Origin of the sequence: Acinetobacter sp., from assembly GCF_036666595.1 — a bacterium.
Taxonomy (GTDB): Bacteria; Pseudomonadota; Gammaproteobacteria; order Pseudomonadales; family Moraxellaceae; genus Acinetobacter.
Window position 1 is genome coordinate 182792 of the sequence record NZ_JAVWVO010000005.1, and the last position, 18219, is coordinate 201010.

Annotated in this window: 15 protein-coding genes; 6 read left to right on the plus strand and 9 right to left on the minus strand. The window is 43.0% G+C overall.

From position 1 onward, the window contains the following. Positions 1-75: 75 nt before the first annotated feature. Positions 76-2373, plus strand: coding sequence for a phosphoenolpyruvate--protein phosphotransferase (gene ptsP / locus RR876_RS08985; protein ID WP_332477190.1), 2298 nt, complete (start codon positions 76-78; stop codon positions 2371-2373). Between the two features lie 5 nt (positions 2374-2378). Here ptsP and RR876_RS08990 read toward each other — a convergent pair whose 3' ends face one another. Together RR876_RS08990 and RR876_RS08995 are read right to left on the minus strand one after the other, a co-directional pair. After that, positions 2379-2567: a hypothetical protein gene (locus RR876_RS08990; RefSeq protein WP_332481862.1), complete on the minus strand. Its 189-nt coding sequence runs from the start codon at positions 2565-2567 to the stop codon at positions 2379-2381. 186 nt (positions 2568-2753) lie between these two features. Further along, positions 2754-3368 carry a LysE family translocator gene (locus RR876_RS08995; RefSeq protein WP_332477189.1) on the minus strand — a complete coding sequence of 205 codons (615 nt, stop codon included), beginning with the start codon at positions 3366-3368 and terminating at the stop codon, positions 2754-2756. 151 nt (positions 3369-3519) lie between these two features. On the opposite strand from RR876_RS08995, the gene RR876_RS09000 reads away from it, so the two are divergent. Continuing rightward, the gene (locus tag RR876_RS09000) at positions 3520-3972 is read left to right on the plus strand and encodes an Lrp/AsnC family transcriptional regulator (protein ID WP_010325833.1); all 453 of its coding nucleotides are present in this window, start codon (positions 3520-3522) and stop codon (positions 3970-3972) included. 279 nt (positions 3973-4251) lie between these two features. Next, positions 4252-5388 (plus strand): DUF389 domain-containing protein, encoded by a 1137-nt coding sequence (locus RR876_RS09005; protein ID WP_332477188.1) that lies wholly within the window; start codon positions 4252-4254, stop codon positions 5386-5388. A gap of 6 nt (positions 5389-5394) precedes the next feature. Here the strand turns inward: RR876_RS09005 and RR876_RS09010 are convergent, their stop codons facing one another. Next, the gene (locus RR876_RS09010; protein ID WP_332477187.1) at positions 5395-7047 is read right to left on the minus strand and encodes an acyl-CoA dehydrogenase family protein; all 1653 of its coding nucleotides are present in this window, start codon (positions 7045-7047) and stop codon (positions 5395-5397) included. Positions 7048-7125: 78 nt separating this feature from the next. Between RR876_RS09010 and RR876_RS09015 the strand changes: the two genes are divergently transcribed. Then, positions 7126-7746, plus strand: coding sequence for a TetR/AcrR family transcriptional regulator (locus RR876_RS09015; RefSeq protein ID WP_332477186.1), 621 nt, complete (start codon positions 7126-7128; stop codon positions 7744-7746). 207 nt (positions 7747-7953) lie between these two features. Here the strand turns inward: RR876_RS09015 and RR876_RS09020 are convergent, their stop codons facing one another. The 4 genes from RR876_RS09020 to RR876_RS09035 all read right to left on the minus strand — a co-directional run bounded on the left by RR876_RS09020 (position 7954) and on the right by RR876_RS09035 (position 13532). Next, positions 7954-8520 carry an HD domain-containing protein gene (locus RR876_RS09020; RefSeq protein ID WP_332477185.1) on the minus strand — a complete coding sequence of 189 codons (567 nt, stop codon included), beginning with the start codon at positions 8518-8520 and terminating at the stop codon, positions 7954-7956. A 318-nt stretch (positions 8521-8838) separates the two neighbouring features. Further along, entirely contained in the window at positions 8839-11031 is a 2193-nt protein-coding gene (katG, locus tag RR876_RS09025; RefSeq protein WP_332477184.1) for a catalase/peroxidase HPI, read from the minus strand. Positions 11032-11467: 436 nt separating this feature from the next. After that, positions 11468-12523 carry an MBL fold metallo-hydrolase gene (locus RR876_RS09030; protein ID WP_234963101.1) on the minus strand — a complete coding sequence of 352 codons (1056 nt, stop codon included), beginning with the start codon at positions 12521-12523 and terminating at the stop codon, positions 11468-11470. Between the two features lie 70 nt (positions 12524-12593). Further along, a complete protein-coding gene (locus RR876_RS09035; protein WP_332477183.1) occupies positions 12594-13532 on the minus strand; it encodes a cation diffusion facilitator family transporter in 939 nt (312 codons plus the stop codon). 318 nt (positions 13533-13850) lie between these two features. Between RR876_RS09035 and hcaR the strand changes: the two genes are divergently transcribed. Further along, on the plus strand, positions 13851-14750 hold the full coding sequence (hcaR, locus tag RR876_RS09040; protein ID WP_332477182.1) for a DNA-binding transcriptional regulator HcaR: 900 nt from the start codon (positions 13851-13853) through the stop codon (positions 14748-14750). Positions 14751-15050: 300 nt separating this feature from the next. After that, a complete protein-coding gene (locus RR876_RS09045; RefSeq protein WP_114392485.1) occupies positions 15051-15728 on the plus strand; it encodes a DUF1345 domain-containing protein in 678 nt (225 codons plus the stop codon). A gap of 260 nt (positions 15729-15988) precedes the next feature. Here RR876_RS09045 and RR876_RS09050 read toward each other — a convergent pair whose 3' ends face one another. Both RR876_RS09050 and RR876_RS09055 read right to left on the minus strand, forming a co-directional pair. Next, complete coding sequence (locus RR876_RS09050; RefSeq protein WP_332477181.1) at positions 15989-16657, minus strand: HAD-IA family hydrolase; 669 nt, start codon at positions 16655-16657, stop codon at positions 15989-15991. Positions 16658-16926: 269 nt separating this feature from the next. Continuing rightward, complete coding sequence (locus RR876_RS09055; RefSeq protein WP_126038381.1) at positions 16927-17865, minus strand: RluA family pseudouridine synthase; 939 nt, start codon at positions 17863-17865, stop codon at positions 16927-16929. Positions 17866-18219: the final 354 nt, after the last annotated feature.

An 18219-nucleotide genomic window follows, 5' to 3' on the forward strand; every position in this document is an offset into this window, starting at 1 on the left:
TAGACGTCCTACAGATTTTTTAACGCTCTCTTGTTATAAATAAGTTGGACGCACATTATTTTTGGAGTAGACGCGATGTCGAATATGCAACTGGATACCCTTCGACGCATTGTACAAGAAATCAATGCGTCCACCAGTTTGCATGAATCGCTCGACATTATGGTCAACCATGTGGCAGAAGCCATGCATGTTGACGTTTGCTCCATCTATTTACTCGACGAACGTAATCAACGTTATTTGTTGATGGCATCGAAAGGTTTGAACCCCGATTCAGTCGGCCATGTTTCACTGCATACCAGTGAAGGTTTGGTCGGTCTGGTGGGTCAGCGTGAAGAAATCGTCAACCTTGACAATGCACCGAAACATGAACGTTTTATGTACTTACCTGAAACAGGTGAGGAAATTTACAACTCGTTCCTCGGTGTACCTGTCATGTACCGCCGTAAAGTGATGGGCGTGCTTGTGGTGCAAAACAAAGAGTCACAAGACTTTAGTGAAGCTGCGGAATCCTTCCTCGTCACGCTCTGTGCTCAGCTTTCTGGGGTCATTGCGCATGCCCATGCGGTGGGCAATATCGATGTATTTCGTAAACCCAGCAATTTACCTGCCTACAAAACCTTCCAAGGGGTACCTGGTTCAGGCGGGATTGCATTAGGTCGTGCCGTTATTCTCTATCCCCCTGCGGATTTGGCCGCTGTCCCTGACCGTGAAGCCGATAACATCAGTGAAGAATTAGAACTGCTGGATCGAGCCCTCACCTCAGTGCGTGATGAAATCAAATCGCTTGATGACAAAATGCAAGATGCTCTCATGGCGGAAGAGCGCGCACTATTTAGCGTGTTCTTACGCATGTTGGATGAAAATGCGCTGCCAGCGGAAATTAAAGAACAAATTCGTGATGGTAACTGGGCACAAGGCGCGGTGCGTATCGTCATCGATAATCACATCGACCTATTTGAACAAATGGAAGATGACTATCTCCGTGAACGTGCCGCGGACTTAAAAGACCTCGGACGACGGATTTTGGCCTATTTGCAAGAAGCCGACTCCAGCCACCGTGAACTCACCGATGAAAGCATTCTGATTGGTGAAGAAATATCAACCGCGGCATTGGTTGAACTGCCTGTCGATAAAATTGCAGCCATCGTAACTACCGAGGGCGCCATGAACTCGCATATGGTGATTGTGGCACGCGCACTCGGTATTCCAACCGTTGTTGGTGTCACTGAATTACCAGTTAATACCCTCGATGATGTGGAGATGATCGTCGATGCGCACCAAGGGCGCGTGTTTATTAATCCACCTCGCCGCTTACGTAGTCGCTATAAAGAAATTCAAAAAGAAGAAGAACAGATTGCCAAAGATTTAAAACAGTATGAAACCAAAGATGCCATCACCCCTGATGGTGTCGCAGTCAAATTGTTCGTCAATACTGGTCTGATGATTGATGTAGTCCGTGGTGTACAACGCGGTGCCAAAGGCGTTGGTCTATATCGCTCTGAAATTCCATTCATGCTGCGTGATCGCTTCCCGGGTGAAGAAGAACAGCGTGCGATTTATCGTCAACAGTTGAGTCACTTCGCCAACAAACCGGTGGTCATGCGTACTCTTGATATCGGCGCCGATAAGGACTTACCTTATTTTTCAATTGAGGAAGAAAACTCAGCACTCGGCTGGCGCGGTATTCGCTTTACGCTCGACCACCCTGAAATTTTTTCTTCGCAAATTCGTGCCATGCTCAAAGCCAGTATTGGTCTCAACAACCTACACATTCTACTGCCGATGGTCACCAGTGTCAGTGAAGTGGAAGAAGCGCTGTATTTACTAGAGCGTGACTGGGTCGCGGTGCAAGAAGAAGAACAGGTCAAAATCACCAAACCAAAAATCGGGATCATGGTCGAAGTACCAAGTGTCTTATTACAGATTGAAGAGTTTGCGGAGTTGGTTGACTTTTTCTCGGTGGGTTCAAACGACCTGACGCAATATTTACTGGCCGTTGACCGTAATAATCCACGTGTTGCCAATGTCTACTCACATTTCCATCCTGCAGTTTTACGCGCGCTCACCCGCTTAGTCAAAGAGTGTCATAAGTACAACAAACCAGTTAGTATTTGTGGGGAAATGGCGGGCGATCCTTTGTCTGCGATCTTACTAATGGCGATGGGCTTCAACACCCTGTCGATGAGCTCAAGTAACATTCTGCGTGTACGCAAAGCCATTTGTCATATCCCAATGACAGATGCGGTCGAATTGTTAGAGCGAGCGTTGAAAATGAGTAATCCACTCATTGTGAAAAGTCAGATGGAATATTATTTTAAAACCCATGGTTTAGCCGACATGGTCAAATCTGCCACACGGATTGTGACGGCTTAAGGGTCTTAAGCCCAAAGAAGAGGCATTAAAAAAGGGAGATAATCATCTGAATATCTCCCTTTTTTGTGCTTGTCATAGCCTCGTTTTGCATTTTTCTTTCGGTCTACAAAGACTTGGCTTTGGTTGACTTCATGCATGTGTTTAGCCACGAAGTTGTGAATCACAACTTTTGGCTCAGCTTTCTTCTTTGCCATTTTTTTCACCTTGTGGATATGATCATCTCGCTGATGATGCGGTAGAAATTTTACGCCTTTTTGAACGTATTACAAGCAATTTTGGCTAGGCCTATGTCCGTCCCATTCGCTATTTTCCAATTCAGTTTCAGGTTAAAGCAATACTTTATTTTGCATTATCTTTGATCTATATACTTGAAATGTCGCTTAGACATAAAACTGTTCTAACAATAAAATCATCGCAATTAACATCATCAATCCCCCTGATACTCGACTGACCATCCTCGCAGCTTGTGGGCGCGTCCCCAAAACTTTTTGAGCGCTAAATCCCACCAAGAAATAAACGGCCGCACAACTCATAAGGTGAATCCCCGCCAATAAAATAATTTGAGACGTAGGCGACAAAGCCGCTTGCGGGTCAATAAAGGGCGGCAATAAAGCCAAAAATAGCAGCAGAACTTTCGGGTTTAAGCCACTCAAATAAACCCCTCGAATGTACCATGACTTTGAAGATGCGATGGCCACCTGATCACTGCTAATACTCGCAGGACGCATCAATAGATTTAGCCCCATCCACAGCAAATAAACAGCCCCAACACCCGTGAGCACTTGAAGTAATACGGGCTGACTGGTCACCAATGTACCTACACCCGCTGCAACAATGAGTGCCGCCATCAAGTGCCCAGTTAATAACCCAGTCACCGCAGGCAAGATTCTTTTGCCCTGTATCCCCGACGAAATGGCATAGGCCCAATCTATACCGGGGGTCATCACAAACAGGATAGAAACACCCCAAAATGCAATCAAAATATTCAGTGACATCCCTTTCCTCTCTTATCCATCATCGTTTTTGAGGTTTGACCCAATCAAAACATGATCTGTATCAAATAATTTTGAAAGGATATCCTTTAGGCTTTAAAATGTGCTTTCAAATATTTGTGCAATAACACCTAAAAAGGGGAGATTCTTCCACATGGATAAAATTGATAAGAAGATTCTTGCTGAACTGCAAGCCGATGGTCGTTTATCTGTTACGGAGTTGGCCCATAAAGTAGGGCTTAGTCTCTCCCCCTGTCACCGCAGAGTCAAAGCCTTAGAAGATGCTGGTATTATCAAAGGCTATCGCGCACAGTTGGATATCTCCCAGCTCGGCTTGAATTTCTCCACCATTGTTTTTGTGACGCTCAAAAATGGCGATAAAGATTCGGTGCAGAGTCTTGAAGAAGCAATTCTTAAGGTTCCTCAAATTGTGAAAGCACAACGGCTTTTTGGCGACCCCGACTACTTACTGCATGTCGTAACCTATGACTTGGAAAGTTATCAAAAACTCTATGATGAGCACTTGTCAGCACTGCCCAATGTGCAACGTCTCATCTCCACCATGGTGATGAAAAATATTATTTCCAATCGTAGCGTCTTGTTCTAAAAGAACATGCTCTAGGATCAGCTAAACATCTACAATTGATCTGTTTTTTTCTGGATACATCGCGATTTCAAGCAGATCTGTCCTGCTCTGAATTAAGAAACCTTTGTTACTGAGTGATGTTCAGCAAAATTAAGGAGCCTCGCTTCAATAAAACCAAAGTGACGAGAACATGTTCTGAATTTAAATGTGAATCATATTATTTCTCACCATTTTTTGTTTGCTTACACTGATAAAAGCGCTAGATTAAATCTTAATCACATACAAAATAAGAGCATCGCCATGCCACTCGAAAAAGACAAAGATGCAACCATTGTGGTCAAAGATACCCCTGACCAAGAAAAGTATGAGTTTCTAAAAGAAAAAATTCGTTATAAGCAGGCCTTGCGCGAAAACTCCAAAAAAATTGACCACCAAAAAGTCCGATTAAACATCCAAGCGGATGCTCTACCCAGCAAAACTTTTTTTATTATGAATGCCTTGGCTGCTGTCATAGCAGGCTATGGACTGCTGTCCAACTCGGCTGCGGTGGTGATTGGCGCGATGCTGGTTGCCATGATGCTGGGGCCAATTTCTGGGATTGCTTTGGCTTTAATTGATAACCGCTGGCTGCTGTTTAAAACCGCACTATCCACTTTGCTGCTGGGCATTGTCATGATTTATAGCATCGGGATCATTTTAGGGCTGGTGAACTATGACCTGCCCATGACCAATGAAATTTTATCGCGCACGCAACCGACCATTTTGGATTTGATGATTGCTTTAGCGGGTGGTGCAGCTGGTGCCTTTGCTTCAGTTTCACCTCGACTGTCCGTGGCGGTAGTGGGTGTCGCCGTTGCAACGGCCTTAGTTCCGCCCTTGGTGGCCAGCGGGATTTTATTTGCACATATGGAATGGAAAAACTCAGCCAATGCGTTTCTACTGGCGGTGACCAATATCTTCGCCATTCAGATTAGCTCATCTTTAGTCCTTTGGATTGCAGGCTTTAGACGCGGCTCCACCGAAGAAGTACAGAGTAATGTCAAAGAGTTTCTCAAACGGAATGCTGTTAGCTTAATGCTCTTGGCACTTTTGGGGATTTATCTCTCCTTTAACTTTTATGCGCTGCTCAATACACGACTGTACGAAAGCAATACCGAGGCGACCATTAGCACTGAGCTGAACCATGCCAATAATATTATTGATACCATCCAATACGATAAAAAAGAGGGTTTCACTTTGGTCCGAGTCGCTATCCGTGGAGATATCCCGCCTAGCCCAGCGCAAATTGCCGCACTCAATCAAAAGTTATTACCAGACTTGAACGATAATCCAAGTATTATTCAAGTCCGCTTTATCCCGATTGATATTATTCAGGCTGAAGACAGCCCCAACGTCAAACTCGAACAACATGAGGCGCAAAAGCTTTCAGTACAATAACTTGCTTTAAGCCGCAAATGCTCTATGCAGCAGTCGTTCTACGTCGGGTTGTTTCATCTCAAGCATCCCGACAACCCGACCATGAAATGGACTATAACGGCTTTGAATAAAGCCATCAGCCACATAGTCTGGTGCATGCCGTTTCAGCAGGACTGCTTGTGCCAAAATCACTAAACGGCTGACCAAACTGCGCCCCATAAATTGTAGTTCTTCAGGTGTCTGTTGGAACAACTGAAATAGATTTTGCAGCTCTTGTTTCAACTGTTCATCTTGCATAGCCGTGGTGGCCAAATCTTTAAACAGGATTTCAATCGACTCTATATCACGGCTGATAGCACGCAGCACATCCAAACACATGACATTGCCTGAGCCTTCCCAAATGGTATTGACTGGGGCTTCTTTAAAAATACGCGCCATCATGCCGTTATCGACATAGCCATTACCGCCGAAGACTTCCATCATCTCCCCTGTAAGTTCAACCGCACGTTTACATATCCAAAACTTCGAAGCTGGGGTCATAATACGTTTCCACTCCACAGATAGCGCATCATCCGTTTCATAGCAGTGTGCCAAATGGAAACTGAGTTGCATCGCGGCTTCGGTTTCTAAGGCTAAATCTGCCAGTACGGCTTGCATCAAAGGCTGCTGCGCTAAATGTTTGCCAAAAGCTTTGCGCTGACGGGTATAGGCAATACATTGCACCAAGGCTTGTCTAAGCATGGCAGTACTGCCCACGGAACAGGTCAGACGGGTGTAATTTGCCATTTCAATGATGGTGGGAATACCGCGTCCTGCCTCCCCAATCATAATGCCCCACGCCTCTTTGAATTCGACTTCGGAACTTGAATTACTTCGATTGCCCACTTTGTCTTTTAAGCGTTGCACATGAATTGGGTTCTTGGTGCCATCCTCCAGCCAGCGCGGCACAAAGAAACACGCCAAACCATCTTGTTCCGTCTTCGCCACCACCAAATGTGCATCACACATCGGTGCAGAGAAAAACCATTTGTGCCCTGTGAGCAAATAGGCTTGACCTCGCCCTGACTCCGCAACTGGCACAGCGATGGTTTCATTGGCACGCACATCTGAGCCACCCTGCTTTTCGGTCATGCCCATTCCCAACCAGATTGATTTTTTCTGGCTGATTGGCACATCACGTTCATCGTATTCGGTTGAAAGTAACTTATCGCCTATTTTAGCCCATAGTTCAGGTTCGCGTTGAATCAGTGGAATACTGCCCAAAGTCATCGAGTTTGGGCACAAGTTTCCACACTCCACCTGCCCTGCAAAATAAAAACGCGCTGCCCACTCGACCCATTTTGAGGATGAATTGAGATGATTAAACGGATGTGCATGAGTATCGAACTGACGATTTAACCCCATCCATTTATGCCATGCAGGATGAAACTCGATAAAGTCTTTACGGCGTCCGCGCGTATCGAAGGCGTGTAAAATAGGCGTATGCCTATTGGCGAGATCGGCATAGTCATAATATTCCGCAGAGCCAACGACTTTACCCATCTCTGTGAGTCTTACCTGATCCAGACTGCCATATCGAGTGAGAATTTCTTGTAAAACGGTATCGGTTTCAAACAGGTTGTAATTTTCCAGTTCATCAAACTGATTGCTAATTTGATGGGTCATCCATGCGGTATTCATATTACTTTGCTCTTGTTATGCTGCGCTTTTCATTTCAGTATAGAGAAAAATTGAGTCTGCCATGTTCAGCTTTGTGCCATGAAGAATCCTGAGATCCAAGTCCGTCGTAGACCGCGCCAATCCAGAGCCAAGCTCACCCAAGAAGCCCTGCAAGAAAGTTTTGTTCGGCTTTTGCATGAGCGTCATGCACACGAAATTACCATTCGGGAAATTACCGATGTGGCCGGAGTCGGTTTAGGTACCTTTTATGAGTACTTTTCAAAGAAGGAAGATTTGGTTGCATTGACCATTCACCAGCATGTGAAAACTAATGCGGAGCAGCTAAAAAGTTATGCACAAAGCCTGATGGAGTTATCCACAAAATTAACTTTTGAGGCCTATTTACAGCAGATTATTCACTTTCAGCTTGAGCAGATTCAGGCCCGACAGTTTCTTTGGGCGCAGACTTTCTTGCTGGAACGACAGGTTTCAAACATTGAAAGTTACCGTAAAAGTTATGCCATGATGGTGCAAATGTGGCACAGCATTCTTAAGCCTTATATTGAAAATGAAGTGCAACTCAAGCAAGGGAGTTTAAATGTGCAACGGGTATGTTATGGCTTTGTGTCGCAGACTTTGTTGGTCGAGCCTGTGTTTGTGGAGTGGGTAATGTTGGAAGGAGATATTCTTCAAAGTTTAGGAAAGCTTAATTTTGAATAGAAATGTCTTTGTTTCAGGTAAATTTAGAAATGAAAAGTTATTAACGTAATGTAAGACTTTCTAAGCTAAAGCTCAGTAGAAAATCCAGAAAGAAATATCATCCAATGAACGAGCGGTAAAAGAAAATGGAAAAACTTCTGCGAAAACTAGATAGTGTAAATAATTTATAATATAGGTCAGTTCTGAAGAACTGACCTATATTAGTTACTATTTATTTATTTTTTGCAAGGTTTCTGCATTTAGGATAGTACGAATACTTTTAAACAATGGATGCTTATCTGTATATTTCTCACCATAAGTAAGGTTAAACTCATAATCAAAATCATCAGGATTAACCCCTTGATTATGCTGTAAAATAGTTTCCAACTTATCTAGAGCCTTTACAGCAATAGCTTCTTCAGTGTGACCAGCCTCATATTCTTCCCATAATCCAAGTAAAGAACTTCTTAGTGGCTCATCTAATGATTGGGTCAGGAGCAATAAATCATTACGTTCTTGAATATCTTTATTAGGATGATTTTGCTTTTCTGTCGCTGGGACATCACCATTAATGGTTTCACCTAAATCATGAACTAGACACATCTTTAAAACTCTTGAAAAGTCTAGATATTTCAATTCATCTTCAAATACAAGGGCTAATAGCGCAAGCCTCCATGTATGCTCAGCAGTACTTTCATCTCTACCATTAGAAGTATGAGAAGAACGTATTACATTTTTCAAATTTTCAGCTTCTTTTAAGAAGAGTAAACGACCTTTAATAACGTCAGTATTCATTAAGCTTTCCTATTAGCATCAAAATTATAGAATTCTTTGACTGAGGAAAGTGAGGTAAGGTGGTTATTCAATCAGCATGGAAGGGCTTTTTTTATTGTAGCAAATATTGATTCAAACTCGAAAGACTAGTTAATGTAGCTATATATTAGATTTCTAGACGAATAATTTTTACAGTTTAGCTTAGGAATTTTCTAAAATTAATATATTAAACATTAAATTAGAATGACTACTTAAATCCAAAGAATTTATATTTTATATAAATTATCTTTACTCCATAAAAAACCGCCCTTTCGAGCGGTTTTTTTATTCCAGTGAAAACTACTTCACATCAAAACGGTCTGCATTCATTACTTTCACCCAAGCGGCAACAAAGTCTTTTACAAACTTCTCTTTGTTGTCATCTTGCGCATACACTTCTGCATATGAACGTAAAATCGAGTTTGAACCAAAGACTAAGTCTGCACGTGTCGCCGTCCATTTGGTTGCCCCTGTCGCACGGTCTACAATTTCATAACGGTTTTTACCCACTGGTTTCCAGTTATATTTCATATCCGTTAAGTTGACAAAGAAGTCATTGCTCAATACCCCCACGCGAGCCGTCAACACACCTTCTGGTGTACCTGCATAGTTAGTACCAAGCACACGCATACCACCGACTAAAACCGTCATTTCAGGTGCAGTCAAACCGAGTAATTGTGCACGATCTAACAACATTTCTTCAGGCTGTACGCTGTAATCTTCTTTGACCCAGTTACGGAAACCATCATGCTTAGGGAGTAAATCTTCAAAAGAATACACATCTGTTTGCTCTTGAGTCGCATCACCTCGTCCTGCAAGGAACGGAACTTTGATATTCACACCCGCAGCATGTGCCGCTTTTTCAACAGCTGCCGTACCGCCCAATACAATCAAGTCTGCAATGCTGACTTTTTTCGCCAGACTCGCCTGAATTTCTTCAAGCTTCGCCAAAACTTTGGCTAAACGCTCAGGCTCATTGCCCACCCAGTCTTTTTGTGGTGCAAGACGAATACGCGCCCCATTGGCACCGCCACGGTAGTCGGAACCACGGAAAGTCCGCGCACTGTCCCAAGCGGTATTGATCAATTCAACCGAAGTTAAACCGCTATTCAGCAACTTCGCTTTTAAGTCTTCAATTTCAGCTTCAGACAAAACATAATCGACCGATGGAATTGGGTCTTGCCAAATCAGATCATCATTCGGCACATCTGCGCCTAAATAGCGGGATTTTGGTCCCATGTCACGGTGAGTGAGCTTGTACCAAGCACGCGCAAACACTTCAGACAAGTAAGCTGGATCTGCATAAAAACGCTCTGAGATTTTGCGGTATTCAGGGTCCATTTTCAGCGCCATATCGGCATCGGTCATCATTGGGTTACGGCGAACGTTGGGGTTATGCGCATCAACAGGTTTATCTTCCTCTTTGATATTAATCGGTTCCCATTGTTTCGCACCCGCAGGACTGGTGGTTTTTTCCCATTCATAAGTAAACAACAGATAGAAAAACTCGTTATCCCATTTGGTCGGGTGTGTGGTCCAAGCCCCTTCTAAACCACTGACCATGGTGTTCGCGCCATTGCCTGTACCTTCAGAGTTATGCCAACCGAGACCTTGGAACTCCACGTCTGCGCTTTCGACATCTGCACCTAGGTTTTCGGCTTTACCATTCCCGTGCGCTTTACCTACGGTATGACCGCCCGCAGTAAGTGCGACAGTTTCTTCATCATCCATTCCCATACGGTCAAAAGTGACACGCATGTCTTGTGCAGTACGGAGGGGATCTTGGACGCCATCAACCCCTTCTGGATTGACGTAGATTAAGCCCATTTGTACCGCAGCTAATGGATTTTCAAGCGATTTACGGTCTTGGTCATTGGCATAGCGGTTTGCCGTTGGTGCCAGCCATTGACGCTCTTCACCCCAGTAAATGTCTTTTTCTGGCGCCCAAATATCTAGACGACCACCACCAAAGCCAAAGGTTTTTAGACCAGCTTCTTCATAGGCCACGGTCCCTGCAAGAACGATTAAATCGCCCCATGAAATTTTGTTGCCATATTTACGTTTGATTGGCCAAAGCAGGCGACGGCCTTTATCGGTGTTGACGTTATCAGGCCAACTGTTGAGAGGTGCAAAGCGTTGATTACCCGTGTTGGCACCGCCACGTCCATCTTGTTTACGGTAAGAACCCGCCAAGTGCCATGCGGTACGTACAAACATCCCAATGTAACTGCCGTAATCAGATGGCCACCATTCTTGGCTGCTGTTGATGAGTTCACGGAGATCTTGTTTCACCGCTTCTAGATCCAATGATTTGAATGCGGCTGCATAGTCAAAATCAGGATCCATCGGGTTGGTTTTTTTATCGTGTTGCGACAGGATGTCGAGATTGAGCGCATTGGGCCACCAATCAGAATTATTGGTGCTGGCTAAACTCGTTTGTCCACCATCTTTTTGGTGAAATGGACAACCTGATGCTTGCATATTCTGTGTCATGTCGAGCTCCAAATTTGATCATCAAATTATGATTATCATGAACCGTTTAAAGTAATTATTACTGTTCTAACATAGCCCCTTTTGGTGACAATCTAAAGCGAGTTTTACGAATAAAAACAATCGGATTCTTCTATGTAAATCTTTAAGAAAGAAAGAATTTTAGCTTTTCAACAAGATAAGATCAGATGAAAACACAGCAGAAAGAAAGGCTTTTTATACAAGGTTAATGGGCATTTTCAATTGAGCTTATCGATCAAAACTCAGACAAGCCTTACCAGCAATGAGCGCGGCTCAAATTGAGTAAAAATCAAACAAGCAGAGAGACATACTTTCGGTTTTTAGATTTTATTTGAAAGATATTTTGGTGATGTCGTTATGGTCTTGGTGATGACTGTTTTTGTCCCAGCCATCACCTGATCTTTACATAAAGCGTTCATTACACGCTTAAACGTCGACCTTCTCTTAAACAGACAAACGGATTCATCAGCTTCGAGCTATTTTTCATGGCCACTTTTAAGTCAATTTCAGGTTGTTCACGACTTTCATCGGTCAGCTGAAAGGTGCGATAGTGAATGGCCATCGAGCATTTGGCATGCAGGTCTTTATGCGCCTGAAAAGCATCTTGCGGATTCATATGCATATAGCGCATCAGCTCACGCGGTTCATACGCCCCGATGGGCAGTAACGCAATTCGCGGTGCGCCAAAACGTTGATGCAGCTCTTTAAAATGCGGTGAATACCCCGTATCCCCAGCAAAATAAGCATAGTCAGCGCCACAGTGAATACTAAACCCGCCCCATAACGCACGATTTTGATCGCGCAGCCCACGGCCAGAACCATGCTGTGCTGGGGTATAGACCAGTTTTAAATCATGCAGACGCGCTGACTGCCACCAATCCATTTCCAATACTTGTAAGTGCTTGGGTAAATACCAGCCATTACCCAAACCCGTATAAATAGGCATGGCGAAACGTTCATACAACCAGTTCAGACTGGCAATATCCATATGGTCATAGTGGTTATGGCTCAAAAGCACCGCATGAATGGTCGGTAAATCTTCCAAGGCAATGCCAGCAGGCATAACACGGCGTGGTCCTCGCCCTTGCTTCGGACTGACATGTTCAGCCCACACAGGATCGGTCAATAAGTTATAGGGCCCAATTTGGAGTAATACTGTGGCATGACCCACAAACCAAACCTGCCAATCATTTAAATCGGCATGGGGCCGATCTTGTGGCAGGCTTTTTTTATCGGCATGAAAGTGCGCATACTCTTGTGCCAAATCCACATTCCATGTCGAAGATTTACGCTTAATCAACCATTTCAGCAAGTCACCTCGGCTACGGCCCTCAGGTCGACGAACCGAATTGACAAAGCGAGTCCCGTTATAATGGTCGGAGTGTAGAAACTGAAATTCGGGCTGTCGCCATGTATGGGACATGGTATTTTCAGTCGGAATTTGATAATGGAGTTCAGTTGATTTTGGCTTCATTTAACGTCGTTATCTTTATTGCAATACACCAGTAACAGGACCAGTTTTGAAAACTGACCTCTACCTTAACCTATTCCAAGCGTCCTTGCATTCGCTCTAACCACACTTTTTTTGATTGCGGCTTCACAAAGAGTGCCACAATTTCAGGATGTTTTTGTTTAATTTTTACTTCAATTCGATTAACACACGCTTCTATCTCATCGGTAGTGAGGTGATCTTCAAACTCCACGCTCAATGAGGCTAAAACCTGTTTGGCGCCCATTTGCTCGGTCAGTAAACCGTTGGCCGACAATACACCTTCATCCTCTTGGGCAATTTTTAAGATATTTTGCCGTACATGCAGGTCTGCGGTTTCACCAAGCAATAAACCTTTGGTTTCTCGTGCCAGTAGAAAAGCAGATACCGCCAGAACCAGTCCAATCAGAATGGATGCCACCCCATCCAGTGCAGGCATATTTAAACGATGCGCCAAATAAATACCCAGAAAGGCAATCAATAGACCGATTAACGCAGCGGAATCTTCAAACAGAACGGTAAACGTGGTTGGGTCTTTACTGCGACGAAAGGCCTCAAAATAACCTTGCTGACCTTTGGCCTTACGAAACACTTTCAGGGCAACACACCATGACGTCCCCTCACTTACAAATGCAAAACCAAGTACAACATAATTAATGGTCGGATTTAAAATTGGTTCAGGATGCAAAATGTGCATGATCCCATTATACATAGACACCAATGCCCCTAAGGCAAAGACCATGAGGGACACAATGAAGGCCCAAAAATACAGCTCTCGCCCGTAGCCAAAAGGATGATTAAAATTGGCAGGTTTATTCGACTTCTTCAGTCCATATAACAGTAAAATTTCGTTTAAGGTATCCACAACAGAGTGAATGGCTTCACTCAACATGGCAGAGCTATTGGTCAGATAAGCCGCAATAAACTTTACCAGCGCAATGGCTAAATTACCCAACAGCGCGGCATAGACCACCAGTTTATTTGAATCTGCCATATCGATTTTTAGCCCATATGTTCAATTAAATTATATTTATGTTTTTATCATATCCAATTTCAGCAAAACGCAATTGTATTTTTATGTAGTTCACCTCACCCGAATTTCAGGTGATTGGAATGAACTATTTTCAATATTTAATTAATACCTTTTAGCAATTATTAAAAAAGTTATTTCGTATAGAAAAGTCTTAAGACTCAATCCAAGATCATTTATTTTCTAAATAATTGAATCATCTTCACGGCATCATTGTTTATCGATTATACTTTACCGCAGTCATGGTAAGACATTTTTTGGATTAGTCAGTGGGTTATTTATATGGAACTTAGACACCTTCGCTATTTCATTACTGTTGCTGAAGAACTGAACTTTAGTAAAGCAGCACTGAAACTTTATACCGCCCAACCCTCTTTAAGTCAGCAAATCAAAGACCTTGAGGAAGATGTCGGCGTACAGTTACTGTATCGAACCAAGCGAAAAGTTGAACTCACAGAAGAAGGTGCAGTTTTCCTTGAACAAGCACGTCTTACCTTGGCTCAAGCAGACAAAGCGGTCGCTATGGCACGCCAAGTGTCACAAGCCAAACAGCAGATGCTCCGCATTGGTTTTGTCCCTGTGGCGGAAATGAAAATCTTTCCTTATGTGCTGCCCAATTTAAGAGTACAAAACCCAGAGTTAAAAATTGAGTTGTTCAGTATGAACAATACTGAGCAACTGCGTTTGCTGAAAAAAGGTGAATTGGACATTAGCTTTACACGAAATAATGTCCATAGTGATGAAATCGAAAGCCAGTTTGTACTGCGTGAACCACTCATTTTCCTGTTACCGAAAGACCATCCTTTGGCCAAATATGAGCGAATTCCTGTTAAAGCGTTAAATGGTATTGATTTTATTATTCCCGCAGCCGAGCAGTCACAGACTTTGCACCAGATCATTTTGGAATTTGCCAAAGCCCACAATATTGAATTTAACATTGTGCAAAAAGCAGACAACATCCTATTCAATATCAACGCAATTGGCTTGGGGCTCGGCTGTACAATTTTACCCGGTTACATTGCGCCACTAAGCATGAATAACACGGTAATTCGTCCACTTGAGGTTGAGCTGCCGTATTTGGATCTGTATGTGAACTATCGTAAAAATAACAGCTCACTAGCAGTAACTAGATTTTTAGAATTACTGACTCGGGTATTTTATTTGGATATTAACCGCGAATAAGTCTACAGTGAGTCCTCATTACTCATCTCATTCGGTGCGCCACTATTTCTGCAGAAATAGCTACGCGCCTTTCTTATAGAACTATACTCTGCATACCAAGCGGATTTTCATTCTTTTGTTTTTAAGCGATGTCGATGACATCTCGCTTTTTCATTTTGCATTCTTTTTAAGCTAGGATAGGCTAATAAAAACTGGCTTTTGTCAAGTTCCCTACAGCTGAAGTCCGAACACAGACTGGTACTGAAGTAGATCTTGCGACTTTAGCTGCACGAAAAAAATAAAATGAAGAAGGAGAAAATTATGCCGATGCCCACTTTGCAGCGTTTAAAAACAGCAATGAAATTTCGCCCCTTCTTTTTCATTAGTTTTTTGCTAACTGCTGTTTTTTATACGCTGCTGAATACATTTACCGACTGGTCTTGGTCGACCAATTTATTGATCAGTTGGAATATTGCCGTCTCAAGTTATTTAGTCAAAACTATGACCACCCTGTGGTCTGTTGACCATCGGCACATTCTGCAACATGCACAACAGCAAGATGCCAGTAAATGGATCATTCTACTGTTGGTGATCATGACTTTGCTCATGTGCTTAATTGCGATTGTATTAGAGTTGACTCATCTTCCGAATGACCCAACCATCAAATATGGGCACTTAGCACTGTCCTTACTCACCATTATTAGTGCATGGTTCTTTATGCATACCGTGTTTGCCATTCATTATGCGCATGATTATTATCTGGCTCTCGCAGATCAACAAGATGCAGGCTTAGACTTTCCCAAAACGGCTCAACCGACCTATCCCGACTTTTTATATTTTAGTTATGTGATTGGTACTTCTGCGCAAACCGCGGATGTTTCTATTACTTCGCGTTCGATGCGTATTCTCAATATTCTACACATTATTTTGGCTTATGGTTTTAACACCTCTATTCTCGCCATTAGCATCAATGTCGCGGCGGGTTTTATCACGCTTTAAACATCTTATTTCTCATTTCTTGGTCATCCTCGCAAATGACAAATATCCAATATAAAGACGATGATTGAAGTCCTTTCGACAAAAATGGCACAAAAAAAGCCCCTTCAAAGAGCTTTTTCAAATCACAAATCTAAAAATTCAATCAACCGTTCATTCGCCTTAAAACATACTAAAGACAAAAGCTTTAAAGATGATCGACCCAACACAGGCAGGCTCACTCTGACCATCATCCAGATGGCTATATGTTTAAGTCACTCAAGTTAAATCACTTGTTTAAGGTCAACATATTGTAATAAATGCTGCTGCAAGCTCGGCACATCATCTGCGATGGCCAAAGGTTGATATTGTCTGAGCGTTTCAGGTGTATGCACCCCATAGCTCACCCCGATTCTCGGCATGGCAATATTACGCGCCATTTCTAGGTCATAACTGGTATCACCCACCATAATCGCGCGTTCAGCAGACACCCCCGTTTCAGCTAAAATTTCTTCCAACATCAAAGGATGCGGTTTGGACTTGGTTTCACTTGCAGCACGCGTTGTCACAAATAGTGCTTGGCTCTGTGTTTGTGCCAATACTCGATCTAAGCCTTTACGGCTTTTACCTGTCGCAACCGCCAACTGTAAACCTGCTTCACGTAAGCCATTCAACATATCGGCCACGCCGTCGAACCAGACATCGCCTTTCGAGTTCGCCACATAATGCTCGGCATAACATTGCAAAATCTCAGTATGTAGCTCAGGCACTTGAGGAAATAATCGCTGCGCTACTTCTGGCAAACCTAAACCAATAATACTTTTTGCTGCATTAGCAGTTAAAGGTTGTGCAAATTGCTGCGCGGCAAACAATAAACTCGCCACAATCTGCCCCACTGAATCAAATAATGTCCCATCCCAATCAAAGATAATCAGTTCTACAGGTTTATTCATGCTGGGTCCAATATTTACTTTTATGAAGACAATTTACACGATGCATTTGCTACACGATGGCGACAAGGATATCGCCATTGAGCTGACTGGCACTTCGCTTTAAAGCAGTGCTTAAAGCGCGTTCAGGATGTTCCATCAGCTCAACAAAAGATTTTTGTTACTTTTCATCTTTGAAAAGCAAAGATGACCAATACAGCATCCTTTTAAATTAATCACAACCAACAAAAGTCATGGCTTTATCACCTCTCTCAGAAAGAGAGGGAAAAGGTTTAATCCTTCTTCTGCGCTCTTAACTGCGCCACAATACTCTGCATATCTTCAGGTAACGGCGCTTCAATCGGTGCATAACCAGGAATGTCTAAACGCATTGCATGCAGACATAAACGACGCGGTTTCGGTCCTTTATATTCTGTTTCATGACCATATTTATCATCACCGACCAATGGATGACCAATGCTTAAACCATGCACACGAATTTGATGGGTACGCCCTGAAAGTGGCGATGCATAAACTAAGGTTGCATGCATAAAACGTTCAGCCACATTCCATTGCGTTTTAGACTCTTTACCTTCACTTGACACACGCACACGACGTTCACCATTAGCCAGTTCATAACGGTGCAAAGGTGCATCAATTAACTGCTTGTCTAAACTCACCACACCTTTGACTACAGCGGCATAAGTTTTCTTAATTTTGTGTTCACGCAACATGTCTTGCAAACTTTTTAACACACTACGTTTTTTAGAAATCATCACCAAACCAGAGGTATCACGGTCAATACGATGAATCAGTTCTAAGTATTTTTTACCTGTTGCCGCACGTAAGCCTTCAATCAGACCATAAGCCACACCACTGCCGCCATGTACAGCAATCCCAGATGGTTTATTGACAACCATCAAGCCTTCATCTTCATACACTACACGGCTGAGTAAACTCTGTGCTACTTTGTCAGAAACAGGGGCCGCATTTTCATCTTTTTGTTCATAGCGAATCGGGGCCACACGAACTTGGTCACCAATAGACAGCTTAGTTTCTGCTTTTATACGCTTTTTATTCACGCGAACCTGACCTTCACGAATCAGGCGATAAATACGACTTTTAGGCACACCTTTTAAACGGCTAAATAAAAAGTTATCAATCCGTTGCCCTGCTTGATGCTCGTCCACTTCAAACCACGTCACGTTTTGCCATTGTTGGGTAGAATTCATACAGTTACTGCGACCTAAAAAATACGGAATTTGAATAAAAAATGACCATTTAAGCTATGCTTTACACAAGAAAGACTAGCTTAGCCCATAGGCAGATGGTACAAGGTTTGATATAGTCAGCGCACGGATACCACCATAAGTGAGTCAAAAGCTTAATCATTTCAATTTTAAATTGAATAGTTAAGAAAATAACTCAACTCAGCTTGGAACGGTCCCAAAAGAATTATGCCGACGCCGAAGGCTTATTATATCGGCAAAACAGCAAACTGTTAGGTTTAATTGTGCATCTGCACATAAATCAGTTTGCCCCAAAAAAATATGTGACCAACGAAGGTTGGTTTTTAAACGTAAACT